Annotated in this window: 18 protein-coding genes; 9 read left to right on the forward strand and 9 right to left on the reverse strand. The window is 72.3% G+C overall.

The annotated features are described in order from the left end of the window. Positions 1-7: 7 nt before the first annotated feature. From ROT00_RS05600 to ROT00_RS05615, 4 genes are read right to left on the reverse strand one after another with little or no spacing between them, the layout of a single operon-like run. The gene (locus ROT00_RS05600) at positions 8-1114 is read right to left on the reverse strand and encodes a DUF917 domain-containing protein (protein ID WP_404773042.1); all 1107 of its coding nucleotides are present in this window, start codon (positions 1112-1114) and stop codon (positions 8-10) included. Continuing rightward, a complete protein-coding gene (locus ROT00_RS05605) occupies positions 1111-2226 on the reverse strand; it encodes a DUF917 domain-containing protein (protein WP_404773043.1) in 1116 nt (371 codons plus the stop codon). The genes ROT00_RS05600 and ROT00_RS05605 overlap by 4 nt, the downstream gene beginning before the upstream one ends. Before the next feature lies 1 nt (position 2227). After that, positions 2228-3775, reverse strand: coding sequence for a hydantoinase/oxoprolinase N-terminal domain-containing protein (locus tag ROT00_RS05610; protein WP_404773044.1), 1548 nt, complete (start codon positions 3773-3775; stop codon positions 2228-2230). 43 nt (positions 3776-3818) lie between these two features. Further along, positions 3819-5156 carry a purine-cytosine permease family protein gene (locus tag ROT00_RS05615; protein ID WP_404773046.1) on the reverse strand — a complete coding sequence of 446 codons (1338 nt, stop codon included), beginning with the start codon at positions 5154-5156 and terminating at the stop codon, positions 3819-3821. Positions 5157-5432: 276 nt separating this feature from the next. Between ROT00_RS05615 and ROT00_RS05620 the strand changes: the two genes are divergently transcribed. From ROT00_RS05620 to ligD, 3 genes are all read left to right on the forward strand, one after another. Continuing rightward, positions 5433-6341 carry an aggregation-promoting factor C-terminal-like domain-containing protein gene (locus ROT00_RS05620; protein ID WP_404773048.1) on the forward strand — a complete coding sequence of 303 codons (909 nt, stop codon included), beginning with the start codon at positions 5433-5435 and terminating at the stop codon, positions 6339-6341. 73 nt (positions 6342-6414) lie between these two features. Further along, positions 6415-6900 carry a nitroreductase/quinone reductase family protein gene (locus ROT00_RS05625; protein ID WP_404773049.1) on the forward strand — a complete coding sequence of 162 codons (486 nt, stop codon included), beginning with the start codon at positions 6415-6417 and terminating at the stop codon, positions 6898-6900. 10 nt (positions 6901-6910) lie between these two features. After that, entirely contained in the window at positions 6911-7942 is a 1032-nt protein-coding gene (gene ligD / locus ROT00_RS05630) for a non-homologous end-joining DNA ligase (protein ID WP_404773051.1), read from the forward strand. 7 nt (positions 7943-7949) lie between these two features. On the opposite strand, the gene ROT00_RS05635 is transcribed toward ligD, so the two are convergent. Next, complete coding sequence (locus ROT00_RS05635; protein ID WP_404773486.1) at positions 7950-8597, reverse strand: GTP pyrophosphokinase; 648 nt, start codon at positions 8595-8597, stop codon at positions 7950-7952. A gap of 243 nt (positions 8598-8840) precedes the next feature. Further along, the gene (locus ROT00_RS05640) at positions 8841-9251 is read right to left on the reverse strand and encodes a YchJ family protein (RefSeq protein ID WP_404773052.1); all 411 of its coding nucleotides are present in this window, start codon (positions 9249-9251) and stop codon (positions 8841-8843) included. 140 nt (positions 9252-9391) lie between these two features. Here ROT00_RS05640 and ROT00_RS05645 point away from each other — a divergent pair, with 140 nt between their 5' ends. After that, positions 9392-10225 carry an aggregation-promoting factor C-terminal-like domain-containing protein gene (locus ROT00_RS05645; RefSeq protein WP_404773054.1) on the forward strand — a complete coding sequence of 278 codons (834 nt, stop codon included), beginning with the start codon at positions 9392-9394 and terminating at the stop codon, positions 10223-10225. Between the two features lie 58 nt (positions 10226-10283). Here ROT00_RS05645 and ROT00_RS05650 read toward each other — a convergent pair whose 3' ends face one another. Continuing rightward, positions 10284-10577, reverse strand: a complete 294-nt coding sequence (locus ROT00_RS05650; RefSeq protein WP_404773055.1) for a GNAT family N-acetyltransferase — start codon at positions 10575-10577, stop codon at positions 10284-10286. A gap of 52 nt (positions 10578-10629) precedes the next feature. Beyond that, positions 10630-11013 (reverse strand): RNA-binding S4 domain-containing protein, encoded by a 384-nt coding sequence (locus ROT00_RS05655; RefSeq protein WP_404773056.1) that lies wholly within the window; start codon positions 11011-11013, stop codon positions 10630-10632. A 49-nt stretch (positions 11014-11062) separates the two neighbouring features. Between ROT00_RS05655 and ROT00_RS05660 the strand changes: the two genes are divergently transcribed. From ROT00_RS05660 to ROT00_RS05680, 5 genes are all read left to right on the forward strand, one after another. Further along, the gene (locus ROT00_RS05660; protein WP_404773058.1) at positions 11063-11512 is read left to right on the forward strand and encodes an NUDIX domain-containing protein; all 450 of its coding nucleotides are present in this window, start codon (positions 11063-11065) and stop codon (positions 11510-11512) included. Positions 11513-11580: 68 nt separating this feature from the next. Next, positions 11581-12177: a CDP-alcohol phosphatidyltransferase family protein gene (locus tag ROT00_RS05665; protein WP_404773059.1), complete on the forward strand. Its 597-nt coding sequence runs from the start codon at positions 11581-11583 to the stop codon at positions 12175-12177. 113 nt (positions 12178-12290) lie between these two features. Next, a complete protein-coding gene (locus ROT00_RS05670) occupies positions 12291-12704 on the forward strand; it encodes an FHA domain-containing protein (RefSeq protein ID WP_404773488.1) in 414 nt (137 codons plus the stop codon). Further along, on the forward strand, positions 12701-13393 hold the full coding sequence (gene ftsR, locus ROT00_RS05675; RefSeq protein WP_404773060.1) for a transcriptional regulator FtsR: 693 nt from the start codon (positions 12701-12703) through the stop codon (positions 13391-13393). The genes ROT00_RS05670 and ftsR overlap by 4 nt, the downstream gene beginning before the upstream one ends. Positions 13394-13502: 109 nt before the next feature. Continuing rightward, on the forward strand, positions 13503-14057 hold the full coding sequence (locus ROT00_RS05680) for a MerR family transcriptional regulator (RefSeq protein ID WP_404773061.1): 555 nt from the start codon (positions 13503-13505) through the stop codon (positions 14055-14057). 111 nt (positions 14058-14168) lie between these two features. Here ROT00_RS05680 and ROT00_RS05685 read toward each other — a convergent pair whose 3' ends face one another. Beyond that, the gene (locus ROT00_RS05685) at positions 14169-15041 is read right to left on the reverse strand and encodes a ParA family protein (RefSeq protein WP_404773063.1); all 873 of its coding nucleotides are present in this window, start codon (positions 15039-15041) and stop codon (positions 14169-14171) included. Between the last annotated feature and the right edge of the window lie 30 nt (positions 15042-15071).

Genomic DNA, 15071 nt, shown 5'->3' on the forward strand with positions numbered 1-15071 from the left:
GGACAGCCTAGGTGAGCGCCCGGCTCCGGTCCTCGACGGGGGTGAACTCCTCCGAAAGGCCGAACGCGCTCGGACCGAAGGCCGCGAGCGCCTCCGGGGTGCGCATCATCTCGGGCGTCGAGATGCCGAGCACCCGGACGCGCTGGCCGTAGCGCAGCCCCTCCGTCGTGATGGGCTCCGCCGTCTCGTGGTCGACGACGCAGATGAGGTCGGGGACGATCGCGACGACCGCGCCACCGTGGCGGGCGACGAGGTTCTCGTTCTGGAACGAGATCTCGAGCGGCTCCGTGCCGCCGTCCAGCGCGGAGATGACGGCCCGGCCCTTCGCGAACCCCTCCGTGGTGCGGCGCTCGACGTCGACCACCTTGCCGACGAAGAGCTCGCGGACGTGGGAGTACCCCGTCGGCGCGAGCGTCTCGGCGATCGCCTCGAAGGGGGAGCGCTTCGCCTCCCGCGCGAGCCGGATGGCCCGGCCGAGGGCGAGCGCCATGGAGATCGTGCGGGGGACCGCCGTGCGCCGGACGTCCGCACCGCTCATCGCGTACTCGGCGATGTGCCCGACCCCGCCGAGCCGGATGGTGATGCCGCGGGCGAGCCACTCCATCTGCCGGTCGTCGTCGCCGGTGTCGATGACGACCCGCTCGCCGCGGGGGGCGGCGGGCGCGAGGGGGGAGCCGTGCACGCCGTAGACGGCGAAGGTCTCCATCGAGAGCTCGGGGAAGGCGCGGCCCATGCCGTCGGCGTCCACGACGGGGAGCCCGGTCTCGGCGGCCACGATGAGCGGGATCATCGAGTTGATGCCGCCGCACTCGATCGGCATCGTGGCATCCGCGCGTCGGCCGAGGTGCTCCTCGAGGGTGCGGAGCGCGAGCGTCGGCTCGGTGCCCGCCGGGATCTTCTCGACCATCACCGTGGGTGCGCCCATCTGCGCCGTCGGGATGACGAAGAGCTCGTCCGCGAGCTCCTCCGGATCGAGGACGGTGATCGCCCGGTCGCCGAGCACGCGCTCGACGAGCATCTTGCCGATGTACGGGTCGCCGCCGCCGCCGGTGCCGAGGAGCGTCGCCCCGCGGGCGAGATCGGGCAGATCGGCCGCGGTCAGCTGCCAGCTCATGCCGCGGCCCCGCTGCCCGCGGCCGTGAGCGTGGGATCGGCGGCGGAGACGCTGCCGTCGAAGCGGTGCGCCGGCATCCCGTAGCCGAAGTAGCCGGGGCCGACCATCGCGAGGGCGGCTGCCGCGTGCCAGCGTTCGTCTGCGGGAGCGGCGATCACCCGCACCCGCTGGCCGTAGCGGAGCCCTTCGGTCGTGATCGGCTCGCCCGAGTCGGCTTCGAGCACCATGATGAGGTCGGGCGTGGTGGCGAGCACCGTGCCGGCCGACTCGGCTACGAGGTGCTCGTTCTGGAACTGCAGCACGAGCGCGGCGCCGGCCGCTCCGTCGACGCGCGCACGCCCGCGGGCGAACCCCGTCGACGTCGCCCGCTGCACGTCGACGACCTTGCCGGCGAAGAGTTCGCGGCCGCCGAGCAGCTCGACGGTCGCGGCGACCGCGTCGCGCTTCTCCTCGCGGGCGGTGCCGATGCCGCGGCCGATCTCGATGCAGCGCGAGAGGGAGCCGGCGACGAGCGAGGCCTTCGCCTCGGCGCCGCTCATCGAGAATCCGGAGATCATCACCGAGCAGCCCATCTCGACGCAGGCGACCCGTGCGATGCGCTCGGTCCAGCCGTTGTCGACGGTCTGCAGCACGCCGACGTTGCCCTTCTCGTCGCTGAAGGCGAGCGGGGACGCCGTGATCCCGGAGAGGGTCGGCAGCACCATCTGGAGCTCGGGGAACGCCCGGCCCATGCCGTCCGCATCGAGCAGCGGGAGCCCGAGCGCGGCGGCCGCGGCGATCGGGATGGTGGAGTTCACCCCGCCGACCTCGGCGCAGGCGATGTGCGTGACCGGCCGACCCAGGTAGGTGCCGAGCGCGTGCACGGGGGCGACGACCTCGTCGAGGCTCGGCAGCTTCTCGACCATGACGGTCGGGGCGCCCATCATCGCGACGGTCAGGACGAGCGCGTCGTCCGGCAGCTCGTCCGGCGCGACGACCTCGACGGTGCCCGTGCCGAGCGCCTGCGCCGCGAGGAGCGAGCCGATGTACGGGTCGCCGCCGCCGCCCGTGCCGAGCACGGCGGCGCCGCGGGCGAGGTCGGGGATCTGCGCCGCGGAGAGGATCCAGCTCATGTCACACCCCCATCGCGAGGTCGCCGACGGCCTTCGCCCGGATGCGGGTGGCGTTGCCCGGGAGATACGGGATCGGCACCTCGTCGAAGTCGACGATCGCCACCGTCGAGGGCTTCGCTCCGGCGGCGATCGCCTTGTCGACCGCTTCGGCGCGGACCGCCTCGAGCGTCTCCTCGCGGCGGCCGGGCTCGATCGCGTAGACCTTGTCGATCTCTCCGCCGACCTGGGCGATGGAGGCGCCGATCGCATTCGCCACGGCGTAGTTCTCCGGGCGGTGCACCGGGCCGAACGGGGGCAGCTCGTCGGGCAGGAGGATGGATCCGCCGCCGACCGCGACGACGGCGATGGGCTCGGGGGAGGTGCGCATCCGGTCCACCGCCTCCGCGACGCGTTCGGCGATGCGGTCGAGCACGCGGGCGACGAAGGCCGGATCGAGGTGGGCGACCTTGGCGGGGTCGCCGACCTCGGCGCGGCCCGCGGCCACAGCGATGTCGGTGGCGGTGAGCGTCGATCCGCCGAAGACGAGCGCTTCCTCCGTGAGGCGGTAGCCGACGGATTCCGGCCCGACCTCGGCGGTCTCCGGGTCGACGACGCTGCCGCCGCCGATCCCGAGGGAGAGGACGTCGGGCATCCGGAAGTTCGTGCGGATGCCGGCGACCTTCACCTCGTTCGCCGTCTCGCGCGGGAAGCCGTTCACGAGGAGCCCGACGTCGGCCGTCGTGCCGCCGACGTCGATGACCGCGCAGCTCTCGAGCCCGCTCGTCGCGGCGGCGCCGCGCATCGAGTTGGTGGGGCCGGATGCGAACGTCGCGACCGGGTAGCGGCGGACGAAGTCCTCGTCCATGAGCGTGCCGTCGTTCTGGCTGAGGAAGATCGGCGCCTCGATGCCCTGGGCGCGCACCGCGGTGGTGAGCCCGTCGACGATCTCGGAGGCGAGCTCGCGGAGCGCGGCGTTGATGATGGTCGCGTTCTCCCGTTCGAGCAGCCCGATTCGGCCGATCTCGTGCGAGAGCGAGATCGCGACGTCGGCGCCGAGCACCTCCGCGACGATCTCGGCCGCGCGGGTCTCGAGGTCGTGGTTCACCGGGCTGAAGACGGAGGAGATCGCGACGGAGCGGATGCCGTGGGCGCGCATGTCCTCGGCGTGGGCGCGGAGCTCGTCGGGGTCGAGCGGCGAGATCGGCCGGCCGTCGAACTCGTAGCCGCCGTGGGCGAGGTAGCTGCGCGCCCGGATCGCCTCCATGAGCGGCTCGGGCCAGTCGACGAGCGGGGGGAGCGCCTTCGTTGCGGGCAGGCCGAGCCGGAGCGCCGCGGTGGGGGCGAGTCGGCGCGCCTGGACCAGCGCGTTGATGAAGTGGGTCGTGCCGATCATGACGGCGTCGATCTCGGCCCCGTCGAAGTGGCGGCCGCGGCGGAGGTCCTCGATGGCCTGGACGATGCCGCTCGTGACGTCGGGCGTCGTCGAGTGCTTCACCCCGGCCAGGGTGGTGGTGCCCTCCATGAGCACTGCGTCGGTGTTGGTGCCGCCGACGTCGATGCCGATGTGCATGTCGCTCGCTTTCTGCGGTGGTCTGCTGGGTGGTGGCGGGGGATCAGGCGTCGGAGCCGGCCGGAGCGGCTTCGGGGAGCTTCGTCGGCGCTTCGCCGACACCTCGGACGAGTCCGAGCTTGCCGGCGGCGATGTAGAGCGCCATCGAGAGGAAGAGGCTGAGGAGCGAGGGGATGCCCCAGGTGACGAAGTAGCCGACGAGGGCCGAGACGAGCCAGATCACGATCGTCGCCGGGACGAGGCGCGGCGCGGTGGCGGGCAGCGTGCCCTGCTCGCGGGTCGCGTCGAGCTCGGGGCGCCACCGCTTCACGACGAAGTACTCGGCGACCATGATCCCGGCGATGGGCGGGAAGGCGACGCTCAGCACGATGAGGAACTGCGTGAACTGGCCGAGGATGCCGACGGCCGCGAGCACGGACCCGACGACGCCGAGGACGATCGTCGTGGTCACCCGGTTCAGGTTCTTGCCGAACGCGGTCGACACGAAGTTCACGAGGCCGAGCGTGGAGGAGTACAGGTTCCAGTCGTTGATCTTCAGGGTGCCGGTGAGCACGATCAGGAGCCCCACGAAGCCGATCGAAGAGGTGACGATCGCGACGATGTCGCCGGTCGCCGCGGCGTGGGCGAGGAGGACGCCGGCGAGGCCGATGACGAACTCGCCGAGGCTCACCCCGACGACCGTCTGCTTCACGACGTCCGCCCGGGAGCGGTTGAAGCGCGTCATGTCGCCCGTGATGATGGCGCCGACGATGAGGCCGCCGGCGACGATGCCGGTGCCCGCCCACACGCTCATGGTCGGTCCGGGCGGCGGGCCGGTGACGAGCTCGACGAGGTCGTGGCGGGTGAGCTCGGAGATCACCGACCAGCCGACGAGGATCAGGAAGAGCGGCACCGTGATGTTCGCGAGCCACTGCATGCCGACGAAGCCGAACGCGACGATCGCCGTGACGGCGAGGCCGAACACGAGGCTCCAGAGCCAGATCGGGAGGGCGCCGGGCATGAGCACGTCGAGCGACTGGGCGGAGATCGCGGACTGGATGCCGAACCAGCCGATGAGGCTGATGCCGATGGCGAGGCCGACGAGCGAGGCGCCGACCTCGCCGAATCCGGTCCAGCGGGCGAGGAGCGCCGTGTTGAGGCCCTCCTTCTGCCCGATGAAGCCGACGATGCACATGATCACCTCGAGGATGATCGACCCGAAGAGGAACGCGAGGAACGCGTCTCCGAAGGTCATGCTGTAGCCGAGGGTCGCGCCGAGGAGGAACTGCGAGAGGGCGGAGACCTGTCCGAAGCGCTGGACGGCGATGCCGAACCAGGGCTTCCGGGCCTCGGGGGTGACGCGGGAGAGCGCGAAGTCGTCTGCGTGGGCGGTGCGGGCCATGAGCGTCCTTCTGCCAGGGGGATGAGATTCGTCGAGAGTATGCAGGCGGCGCTCCGACGCCAATGTGCGTTGTGCTGAGAATGGTTCATCGGATGTGCGGGATGCACGATCGGTGCCCCCGGTGGAGGTGTCGCTCACATGACTTTCCCAGGGAAACTGGAGGAGTCGTGGAGTAAACCTCGCCAAACTGACGACTTCGCTCCGGCGACCCCCCTGTACCCGAGACGATGATTCGCGCCGCGGTGGGCAGCACCACTCAGGGCGCGCGTGAAAGATATGCAGAACCAGAACCGCGAGAACACCCCCACGACAACTTCAGAGCCGCTGCCGAGCCGCGCCGAGCGCCGCCGGAACCGCACGCACCGCACCCGCTACTTCCTGGCCGCGGGCGCCGTGGTCGCCGTCGGCGCGATGGTGGGCACCGGCTTCGCCGTGCAGTCCGCATTCGCCGCGCAGAGCGACCGGGTGGCGGAGACCGCGGCCCTCGCCGAGGCCGCGAACCTCGACGTGACCCAGCTCAGCTCGCACGCCGGCATCCTGTCCGCCCGTGCGGTGAAGACGGCCAAGGACACGCTCTCGGTCGCGCACTCGACCATCTCCTCCGCCGACGGCAAGGTCGATGCGGCCGCGCTCAACGCCTCGGCCGCGAGCCTCGGCCAGTACGAGCTGCTCGCGCCCGAGCGGGTCTTCGAGCTCGCCGCGGAGACGAACGCCGTCGCGACGGACGTGAAGGGCAAGGTCGCCGAGTTCGACCGCGTCGCCGCCGAGAAGGCCGCCGCCGAGGCGGCGGCGAAGGCGGCCGCCGAGGCCGCAGCTGCCGAGGAGGCCGCCGCCGCCGAGTCCGGCTCGAGCGAGTCCTCGCGCCCCTCCGCCCCGTCGAACCCGAGCGAGGCGCAGGCGATCGCCCGCGACATCATGGCGTCCGAGCACGGCTGGGGCGCCGACCAGTTCGGCTGCCTCGTCGAGCTCTGGAACCACGAGTCGGGCTGGCGCACCGACGCCGCGAACCCGAGCGGCGCGTACGGCATCCCGCAGGCGCTCCCCGGCAGCAAGATGTCGGCCTTCGGCGCCGACTGGGAGACGAACCCCGCCACGCAGATCCGCTGGGGCCTCTCGTACATCTCCGGCCGCTACGGCACGCCGTGCGGTGCGTGGGACTCCTTCAACGCGCAGGGCTGGTACTGAGCGTCCAGCGACGCGACACGCGGGCCGGGGCCGAACGCCCCGGCCCGTCCGCGTTCCCGGGCAGAATGAGGGCGTGCCGCGCACCGTCGACCTCGTCCGGGCCATCGTCGCCCCGCTGACCCGCACGCCCCTGTTCCGGGCGGTCGCGCCCGTCGTGCTGCCGCGCGTGGAGCGCGTCCTCGCCGTCCTCACCGGTCGCCGCGTGCAGCTCAGCGCCCTGCTGGTGCCCTCGCTCGTGCTGCGGACGACCGGAGCGCGCAGCGGCGCCCTCCGCGAGACCGAGCTCATGTACACGCCCGACGGGCACGGCCGGGCGATCGTCGCCGGGACGAGCTTCGCCCGGGAGCGGCATCCCGCCTGGACCTACAACCTGCTCGCGCACCCCGACGCGGAGATCCTCGTGCGCGGCCGGGCGATGCGCGTGCGCGCGGTGCTCCTCGCCGACGCCGACCGCGAGGCCGCGTGGGCGCTCATCGAACGGCAGTGGCCGGGGTACCGCGGCTACGAACGCGAGTCCGGCCGGGTCGTGCGACTGTTCCGGCTCCAGCCCGTGCGGTAGCGTCGCAGACATGGCCTCCGACGCCGTCGTCCTCACCGTCCCCGGCCCGCACGGCGATCGCGACGTGCGGATCTCCAGCCCGGGCCGCGTCCTCTGGCCGGAACCGGGCATCACGAAGCTGGAGCTCGCCGAGTACCTCGTCGCCGTCGGCGAGGCGTTCGTCGCGGCGAACGGCGACCGCCCGGTATCGCTCCAGCGCTTCCCCGATGGCGTCGACGGCGAGCAGTTCTACTCGAAGAACCCGCCGAAGGGCGCGCCCGAGTGGGTGCGTGCAGTGCCCGTCACCTATCCGAGCGGCCGGAGCCACCCGCAGCTCGTGATCGACGAACCCGCGGCCGCCGTCTGGGCGGCGCAGATGAACACGATCGTGTTCCACCCGTGGGCCTCGCGCGCGGAGGACAGCGATCATCCCGACCAGCTGCGCATCGACCTCGACCCGCAGCCCGGCACGGGCTTCGCGGAGGCGGTGCCCGCGGCGCTCGCGCTGCGCGAGCTCCTCGCGGAGATCGGCCTCACCGGCTTCGTGAAGACGAGCGGCAACCGAGGCATCCACGTCTTCGCCCCGATCCGTCCCGAGCACGAGTTCCTCGAGGTCCGCCACGCGGTGATCGCGCTCGCGCGCGAGCTCGAACGGCGGATGCCGGAGCAGCTCACCACCGCGTGGTGGAAGGAGGAGCGCGGCGAGCGGGTCTTCATCGACTTCAATCAGGCGAACCGCGATCGCACGATGGCCGGCGCGTACAGTGCGCGGGCCCTGCCGCACGCCGCCGTGTCCTGCCCGCTCGAGTGGGACGAGCTCGAGCACGTCGACCCGGCCTCCCTCACCGTGCGCACGGTGCCCGAACGGCTGCGGACGGTCGGCGACCCCTGGGCCGGGATGCACGAGGCGCCCGGCGACCTCGCCCCGCTCCTCGAGTGGTGGCGGCGCGACCTCGACGACGGGCTCGGCGAGCTGCCCTTCCCGCCCGACTTCCCGAAGATGCCGGGCGAGCCGCCCAGGGTGCAGCCGAGCCGCGCCCGCAAGCCCGAGCTGGGGGAGTAACCCGCGCTCAGGCGATCGAGCTCCGGCGGAGCCGCGCCTTCGCGCGCGGGTCGCCGTGGACCTCGCGGTGCAGGCGCTCCATGCGGGTGTCGAGCTCCGAGGCGGTCCGCGCGGCGTCGGTGAGCCCGTCGAGGAGCTCCTGGGGCACCTGCCGGTCGTACTTGTAGTAGATCTTGTGCTCGAGGCTCGCCCAGAAGTCCATCGCGATCGTGCGGATCTGCACCTCGACGACGACCGGATGCGCGCCCGTCGAGAGGAAGACGGGCACCTCGACGATGACGTGGAGGCTCTGGTAGCCGTTCGGCTTCGGCGCGGCGATGTAGTCCTTCACCTGGAGGACGCGGATGTCCCGCTGCGCGACGAGGAGCTCGTAGATGCGGTAGGCGTCGGACACGAAGCTGCACGTCACCCGGACGCCGGCGATGTCGGTGATCGTCCGGCTGATCGACTCGAAGCTCGGCTCGATGCCCTTCCGGGCCATCTTCTCGATGACGCTGTCGAGCGACTTCAACCGGCTGGAGATGTGCTCGATCGGGTTATAGTCGTGAGCCTGGTTGAACTCCTCCCGGAGGATGGAGAGCTTCGTGATGACCTCGTCCATGCCGAACTTGTAGCGCTGCATGAATCGTTCGGTCTCGTCGCGGAGCGCGCGCATCTCGTCGAGCGTCTGCCCGTCGATCGTGTCGAGGGCCCGCTGCGCGCGGTCCGTGAGCATCGGCGACTCGGGCGTCGTGGTCGCCGGCGGCGCCGCGGATGCCGCGATCGGGACCGGCAACGGGACCGGGGCGGTGTCGAACGGGGAGCTCTCGGGCGACGTCACGAGCCCCACCCTAGGCAGCGAACCTCGGGATCCGCTTTGACCCTGCTGTGCGTCCCGGCGCGGCCCGTGCTGCGGCGGTCAGTCGCGGTGCGCTCCGTCGAGGTACCGCCACCGTCCGTCCTCGCGCACGAAGCGGCTCCGCTCGTGCAGCTCGCCGCGACCGTCGGCGTCGCGGAAGACGGCGCGGAACTCGACGATCCCGGTGGGGTCGTCGGCGCCGCCGTCGACGACGTCGATGACCACGAGCCGCCGCCAGTCGGTGCCCGGATCGAGGCTCAACTCCCGCGGTCTCGTCGCGGCGGCCCAGCTCTCGAGCAGGTACCGCGTATCGCTGAGAGCGAACGCGGTGTACCGGGAGCGCATGAGCGCGGCGGCGGTCGGGGGCGGGGTCGCGCCGTCGAGGGCCGGACCGCAGCAGGCGGCGTATTCGCCGCCGCCGCAGGGGCAGGGGGCGTTCGGCGAGGGGCGGAGGGGGGCCTGATCCGGCATCCCCCCAGTATCGCCGGTGGCGGCGCGCACACCGTCTGCCCAGGAAGAGCTGAGGAACTCTTCAGAAACGGCGTGCAGAGTGTCTGACTTGTGCCCGGCCCCGGGATCCCCCGAACACCGACCGGCCGGCGCGGACTCCTATGCGAAACACTCCTGAGAACCCCCACGCCCAGAACGCCCCCGACCTTCCCGAGCCCCGCCCGACGCGCCGCTCGCTGCGCTCCCGCCGCACCGGCCGCCGCCGTGCGGTCGCGATCGCCGGCGCGATCGTCGCCGCCGGCCTCGTGGCCGGCACCGGCCTCGCCGTGCAGAGCGCGGCCGAGAGCCAGCAGCGGATCGAGGCCACCGCGGCGCTCGGCGCGCAGAACTCGCTCGACTCGAGCCAGCTCGGCGCCTACGCCGGCGTCGCGAAGGCCCGGGCCCAGGGCAGCGCCAAGGACACGCTCGCCGTCGCGAACGAAGCCCTTGCCGCCGCCGATGGCAAGGTCGACACCGCCGGGCTCGCCGCGGCGGTCGCCTCGCTCGGCGACTACGAGGCGCTGCCGATCGACGAGGTCGTCGACCTCACCGCGCAGACCCGCGCCGAGGCCGAGAAGACTCGAGCGCTGGCCGCCGAGCACGATCGCGTCCTCGCCGAGGAGGCCGCCGCCCTCGCTCGGGCGAACACCCCCGACGGCGCGCGCGCCACGGCGCGCGGGCTCGCCGCCTCCCAGTACGGCTGGGGCGACGGCGAGTTCCAGTGCCTGTCGAATCTCTGGCAGAAGGAATCCGGCTGGTCGTACACGGCCTACAACGACTCGAGCGGTGCCACCGGCATCCCGCAGGCGCTGCCCGGCAGCAAGATGGCGAGCGCCGGAAGCGACTGGGAGACGAACGCGGCCACCCAGATCGCCTGGGGGCTCGACTACATCCAGCGCGCCTACGGTTCGCCGTGCTCGGCCTGGGGGCACTCGCAGTCGATGAACTGGTACTGAGCGGCCCAGGCGGCGTGCGGGCTCAGCTCGCGCGCGCCTCGAGCAGCGGCGTGCGGGCTCAGCTCGCGCGCGCCTCGAGCAGGTGGCGGCGATCGGGGTGCCGGTCGAACCACTCCTCGACGTACCAGCAGCTCGGAACGATCCGCGCGGTGCTCGTCGCCTCGACGTCGTCGACCGCGAAGCCGACGACCTCGCCCGCGAGCCCGGAGCCGCGGTACGGCGGATTCGTGAACGTCCGGACGAAGGCGATCGAGTCGCCGAGCCGGCGGTAGTCGAGCACGCTCGCGATCTCGCCGTCCACGCGCAGCACGTACCGGTTCGCCTCGGGCTCGTGCAGGATCTCGCTCGTCATGCCTCCAGGCTACGCCGCGGCGGGGCGGCGACGTCCGGTGACGTCGATCGGTTCAGTGCTGGCGCTGCTCGCCCCGGAGCCGCTCGAGCTCGCGGCGGTCGCGCTTCGTCGGGCGGCCGGCGCCGCGGTCGCGCACCGGCAGTTGGGCCACGAGCTCGCGCGGCGGGCGGGCCGGAGTGCGATCCTCGAGGGCCGCGGCGGCGAGCGGCGCGCTCACCCGTTTCACCAGGATGCCCCGCACCACGAGGATGCGGTCGAAGCCGTCGACGCGCACGCGGATCTCATCGCCGGGCCGCACCGCTTGCGCGGCCTTGGCGCGCTCGCCGTTCAGCCGCACGTGGCCGGCGCGGCAGGCCGCGGTCGCGGCCGAACGGGTCTTGAACTGCCGCACGGCCCACAGCCAGGCGTCGATGCGAGCGGTCTCCGAGGGGGGCACCCGCCCAGCCTACGTCGCCGCATCCCGCGGAGTGCGAGATGCTGGACGGGTGAGCGGAACGAGCGGCGACGCCTGGGTGGAGGGCCCCGACGGGGCGAGGTACTGGGGCAGGTACGGCGCGGCCGGCCTCCTGATCACGAGCCCGCAGCGGGAGGTCCTGCTGCAGCACCGCGTGGAGTGGAGCCACTTCGGCGGCACCTGGGGGATCCCGGGCGGAGCGCGGCACGAGCACGAGTCGGCCGTCGACGCCGCCGTCCGAGAGGCCGGCGAGGAGGCGGGCGTGCCCCGCGCGCTCGTCGAGGTCAGGTTCACCTCGGTCCTCGATCTCGGCTACTGGTCGTACACGACCGTCGTCGCCTCGGCGACCCGGCGCTTCGAGCCGGTGATCGCCGACCCCGAGAGCCTCGAGCTGCGCTGGGTGGCGATCGCCGAGGTCGCGGAGCTGCCGCTGCACCCGCGGTTCGCGGAAGCCTGGCCGGGACTCGCCGAACGGCTCTGAGCCCCCGGCTTCGCGCCGCGCTGGCTCCTCGTCGGGCGACGTCGCCGGCCGTCGCTAGGATCGGACGCGTGGCGGGGGAGCGCGAGGGACAGGTGAGCACGCGGGTCTGGACGATCCCGAACGTGCTCAGCATGCTCCGCCTCGCCCTCGTCCCGGTCTTCCTCGTGCTGCTCGTGATGGGCGAGTACATCGGCGCGCTGATCGTGCTCGTCGTCGCGAGCCTCAGCGATCTCGCCGACGGCTACCTCGCCCGGCGCCTGAACCAGGTGACCCGGCTCGGGCAGCTGCTCGATCCGGCCGCCGACCGGCTCTACATCTTCGCCGCGCTCCTCGGGCTCGCCGCGGGCGGTCTCGTGCCGTGGTGGATCGTGGTGGTGATCGTCTCCCGCGACGTCTTCCTCCTCGTCCTCGGGGTGGTCCTCGCGAGCCACGGCTACGGGCCGCTGCCCGTGCATCAGCTCGGCAAGGTCGCCACCTTCGCGCTCTTCTTCGGGCTGCCGGTGATCATGCTGGGGCTCGCGTTCCCGCCCGTCCAGCCCGTCAGCGAGCCGATCGGCTGGGCGATCACGCTGTGGGGCGCGTTCCTCTACTGGTGGGCGGGCATCATCTACGCGATCGAGACCGCGCGGGCGGTGCGCGCCGCGCGGGTGGCGCCGCGGCCCTGATCCGATACGCTGGATGCGGGAGGTACGCCGTGGCGGACAACGACAACTCGCCGGGCTCGGAGCCGACGACCAACACCTCGTCGAACGAGCTCGGCAACGCGAACGACACGACCATCGGGTTCAGTCGGGAGGCAGCCGCGCAACTCGCGGCCGTCGACACCGACGTGACCGCGGAGGAGCAGGAGGCGATCAACGCGCTCCCGTCCGGGTCGGCGCTGCTCATCGTGCGCCGCGGGCCGAACAGCGGTGCGCGGTTCCTCCTCGACACCGAGGTGACGACCGTCGGCCGTCACCCCGACGCCGACATCTTCCTCGACGACGTCACGGTCTCGCGCAAGCACGCCGAGTTCGTCCGGCACCGCACGGCCTTCGAGGTCAAGGACCTGAGCTCGCTGAACGGCACCTACTACGACGGCGTCCGCATCGAGACGGCCCTGCTGGCCGACGGTGCCGAGGTCCAGATCGGCAAGTTCCGGCTCACCTTCTACGCCTCCCGCCGCGACCTGGCGCCGACGGGCGGCGAGTGACCCCCTCCGCGGCATCCGCGGGTGCGAGCGGCCGTGCGCCGCTCCTCGGCATCGGGCAGGTTCTCGCCCGACTGCAGCCGGAGTTCCCCGAGCTGACCCCGTCGAAGCTCCGCTTCCTCGAGGAGCGGGGGCTCGTGACGCCCGCCCGCACGGCGGCCGGCTACCGCAAGTTCGCCGAGAGCGACGTGGAGCGCATCACCGTGGTGCTGTCCCTGCAGCGCGACCAGTACCTCCCGCTCAAGGTGATCCGCGAGCACCTCGACGCGATCGACCGCGGTGAGACCCCGGCGCTGCCCGGTGCGACGAGCGCGGCGGTCCATCTCGGCGGCGCGCGGCGACTCAGTCGGCGCGAGCTCATCGAGGCCGCGGGCGCGACGCGGCAGCTGCTCGACGAGGCGATCGCCGCCTCGCTGATCGTCCCGGCGGAGGTCTACGGCGACGACGCGCTGACGCTGCTCCGCTCGCTCGTCGCGCTCCGCACGGTGGGCATCGAGCCGAGGCACCTCCGCGGTCTGCGGGTCGCGGCCGAGCGCGAGGCGGCCCTCATCGAACGGGCGATCGCCCCGGCGCGACGCAGCGATCCGGCCGGCAAGGCGCGTTCCGGCGAACGCGCCCGGGAGCTCGCCGGTGAGCTCGAAACCATCCACAACCTGGCATTGCGCGCCGCCGTCGCGCGGCTTCCGCAGTAACCCTCCGCGACACGCCGTGACGTTCGGCCCGATGTGTTTGGCGGCGACCTCCGGGATCGGTAGCGTGGGAGTCGTCCGGCCGTGGAACGGCCAGAGTGAGGGGTGACGGATGAGCGAGCTCGATCGGAGCGAACGCGCACGGTACGACCTCGGCCTGCTGTTCACCGACGGACTCCCCGAGCACGACGAGGGCACCGGGTACCGCGGGGCGATCGCCGCCCGCGCGGCCGGCATCAGCTATCGCCAGCTCGACTACTGGGCCCGCACGCAGCTCGTCGAGCCGACCGTCCGCGGCGCCGCGGGCTCCGGGTCGCAGCGGCTGTACGGATTCCGCGACATCCTCGTGCTCAAGCTCGTGAAGCGGCTGCTCGACACCGGCATCTCGCTCCAGCAGATCCGCACGGCCGTGACGCAGTTGCGCGAGTCCGGCGTGCACGACCTCGCGCAGACGACGTTGATGAGCGATGGCGCGAGCGTCTACCTCTGCACCTCGGACGACGAGGTCATCGACCTCGTGAACCGCGGGCAGGGCGTGTTCGGCATCGCGGTGGGCAAGGTGCTCCGCGAGGTGGAGTCGACGCTGGTCGAGCTCGACACGCAGCCCGCCGATCCCATGGACGAGCTCGCCGCCCGTCGGGGAGCGAAGACCCGCAAGATCTCCTGATCGCGGTCGGCGTCACGCCGCCTCGCGATCCGGCCGGCGCCCTCCGTGGGAGGAGCTGACGTCTGCGCGCGTCGATTCGACACCGCGCGCGTGTCGGCTGGCCGCCCCGGGTCAGGCCGTCGGGGCCTCGAGCTCGGCCTGCGGAACCGCGCCGGTCGCGATCGGCGTCGCCTGCGACTCGGGGGCGCCGGTATCGCCGATGCGCGCGGCGCGCAGCACGCGGTCGAGCAGCTGGTCGAAGTTCGCCGACATCTCCTCGGCGCTCTCGCCGGGCCACATGTGCAGCGGCTTCGCCGCGCCCTGGGCCTGCTGCAGCGAGGTGCGCTCCGGCAGCTGGGGGCTCAGCACGAGCGGCCCGAACATGTCGCGCAGCTCCTTGATGCGGAACTGGTGCTCGAGCGACTGCACCCGCGCGCGGTTCACGATGATGCCGAGCGGCTGGAGACGGGGGGAGAGGCCGCGGCGGATCTCCTCGATGGCGCGGAGCGCGCGATCGGCCGCAGCGACCGAGAAGAGCCCGGGCTCGGTGACGACGGCGACGCGGTCGCTCGCCGCCCACGCGGTTCGCGTGAGCGCGTTGAGGGACGGGGCGCAGTCGATGAGCACGAGGTCGTAGTCGGCCTCGACGTTCGCGAGGGCCTCCTCGAGCTTCCAGATGTCGCGGATCGAGGGGTGCGGGCCGTCGAAGTTGATCGCCGACGGGCTGCCGATCATCACATCGATCGTGGACTGCGGGTTCTGGCGCGCCCAGCCGCTCGGAGCGATCGCCGAACGGACGATCTTCTCCTTGGGCGAGGCGAGGACGTCGGCGACGTTCAGGTGCCCCGCGACCTGGATATCCATGCCCGTGGACACGTCGGACTGCGGGTCGAGGTCGACGACGAGGGTCTTGACGCCTCGGGCGAACGCCGCGGAGGCGAGACCGAGCGTGACCGTCGTCTTTCCGACGCCGCCTTTGAGGGAGCTCACCGAGAGAACGTGCACGAACAGATACGTTACCGTTAGGACTCGATG

Source organism: Agromyces mediolanus (assembly GCF_044917495.1).
GTDB lineage: Bacteria > Actinomycetota > Actinomycetes > Actinomycetales > Microbacteriaceae > Agromyces > Agromyces mediolanus_B.

Excerpts from the sequence above, each read along its gene's own strand:
- ROT00_RS05610 (WP_404773044.1), bottom strand. The coding sequence starts at position 3,775 with ATGCACATCGGCATCGACGTCGGCGGCACCAACACCGACGCAGTGCTC.
- ROT00_RS05600 (WP_404773042.1), bottom strand. The coding sequence starts at position 1,114 with ATGAGCTGGCAGCTGACCGCGGCCGATCTGCCCGATCTCGCCCGCGGG.
- ROT00_RS05640 (WP_404773052.1), bottom strand. The coding sequence starts at position 9,251 with ATGCCGGATCAGGCCCCCCTCCGCCCCTCGCCGAACGCCCCCTGCCCC.
- ROT00_RS05605 (WP_404773043.1), bottom strand. The coding sequence starts at position 2,226 with ATGAGCTGGATCCTCTCCGCGGCGCAGATCCCCGACCTCGCCCGCGGC.
- ligD (WP_404773051.1), top strand. The coding sequence starts at position 6,911 with ATGGCCTCCGACGCCGTCGTCCTCACCGTCCCCGGCCCGCACGGCGAT.
- ROT00_RS05645 (WP_404773054.1), top strand. The coding sequence starts at position 9,392 with ATGCGAAACACTCCTGAGAACCCCCACGCCCAGAACGCCCCCGACCTT.
- ROT00_RS05680 (WP_404773061.1), top strand. The coding sequence starts at position 13,503 with ATGAGCGAGCTCGATCGGAGCGAACGCGCACGGTACGACCTCGGCCTG.
- ROT00_RS05615 (WP_404773046.1), bottom strand. The coding sequence starts at position 5,156 with ATGGCCCGCACCGCCCACGCAGACGACTTCGCGCTCTCCCGCGTCACC.
- ROT00_RS05620 (WP_404773048.1), top strand. The coding sequence starts at position 5,433 with ATGCAGAACCAGAACCGCGAGAACACCCCCACGACAACTTCAGAGCCG.
- ROT00_RS05635 (WP_404773486.1), bottom strand. The coding sequence starts at position 8,597 with ATGCGCGCGCTCCGCGACGAGACCGAACGATTCATGCAGCGCTACAAG.
- ROT00_RS05650 (WP_404773055.1), bottom strand. The coding sequence starts at position 10,577 with ATGACGAGCGAGATCCTGCACGAGCCCGAGGCGAACCGGTACGTGCTG.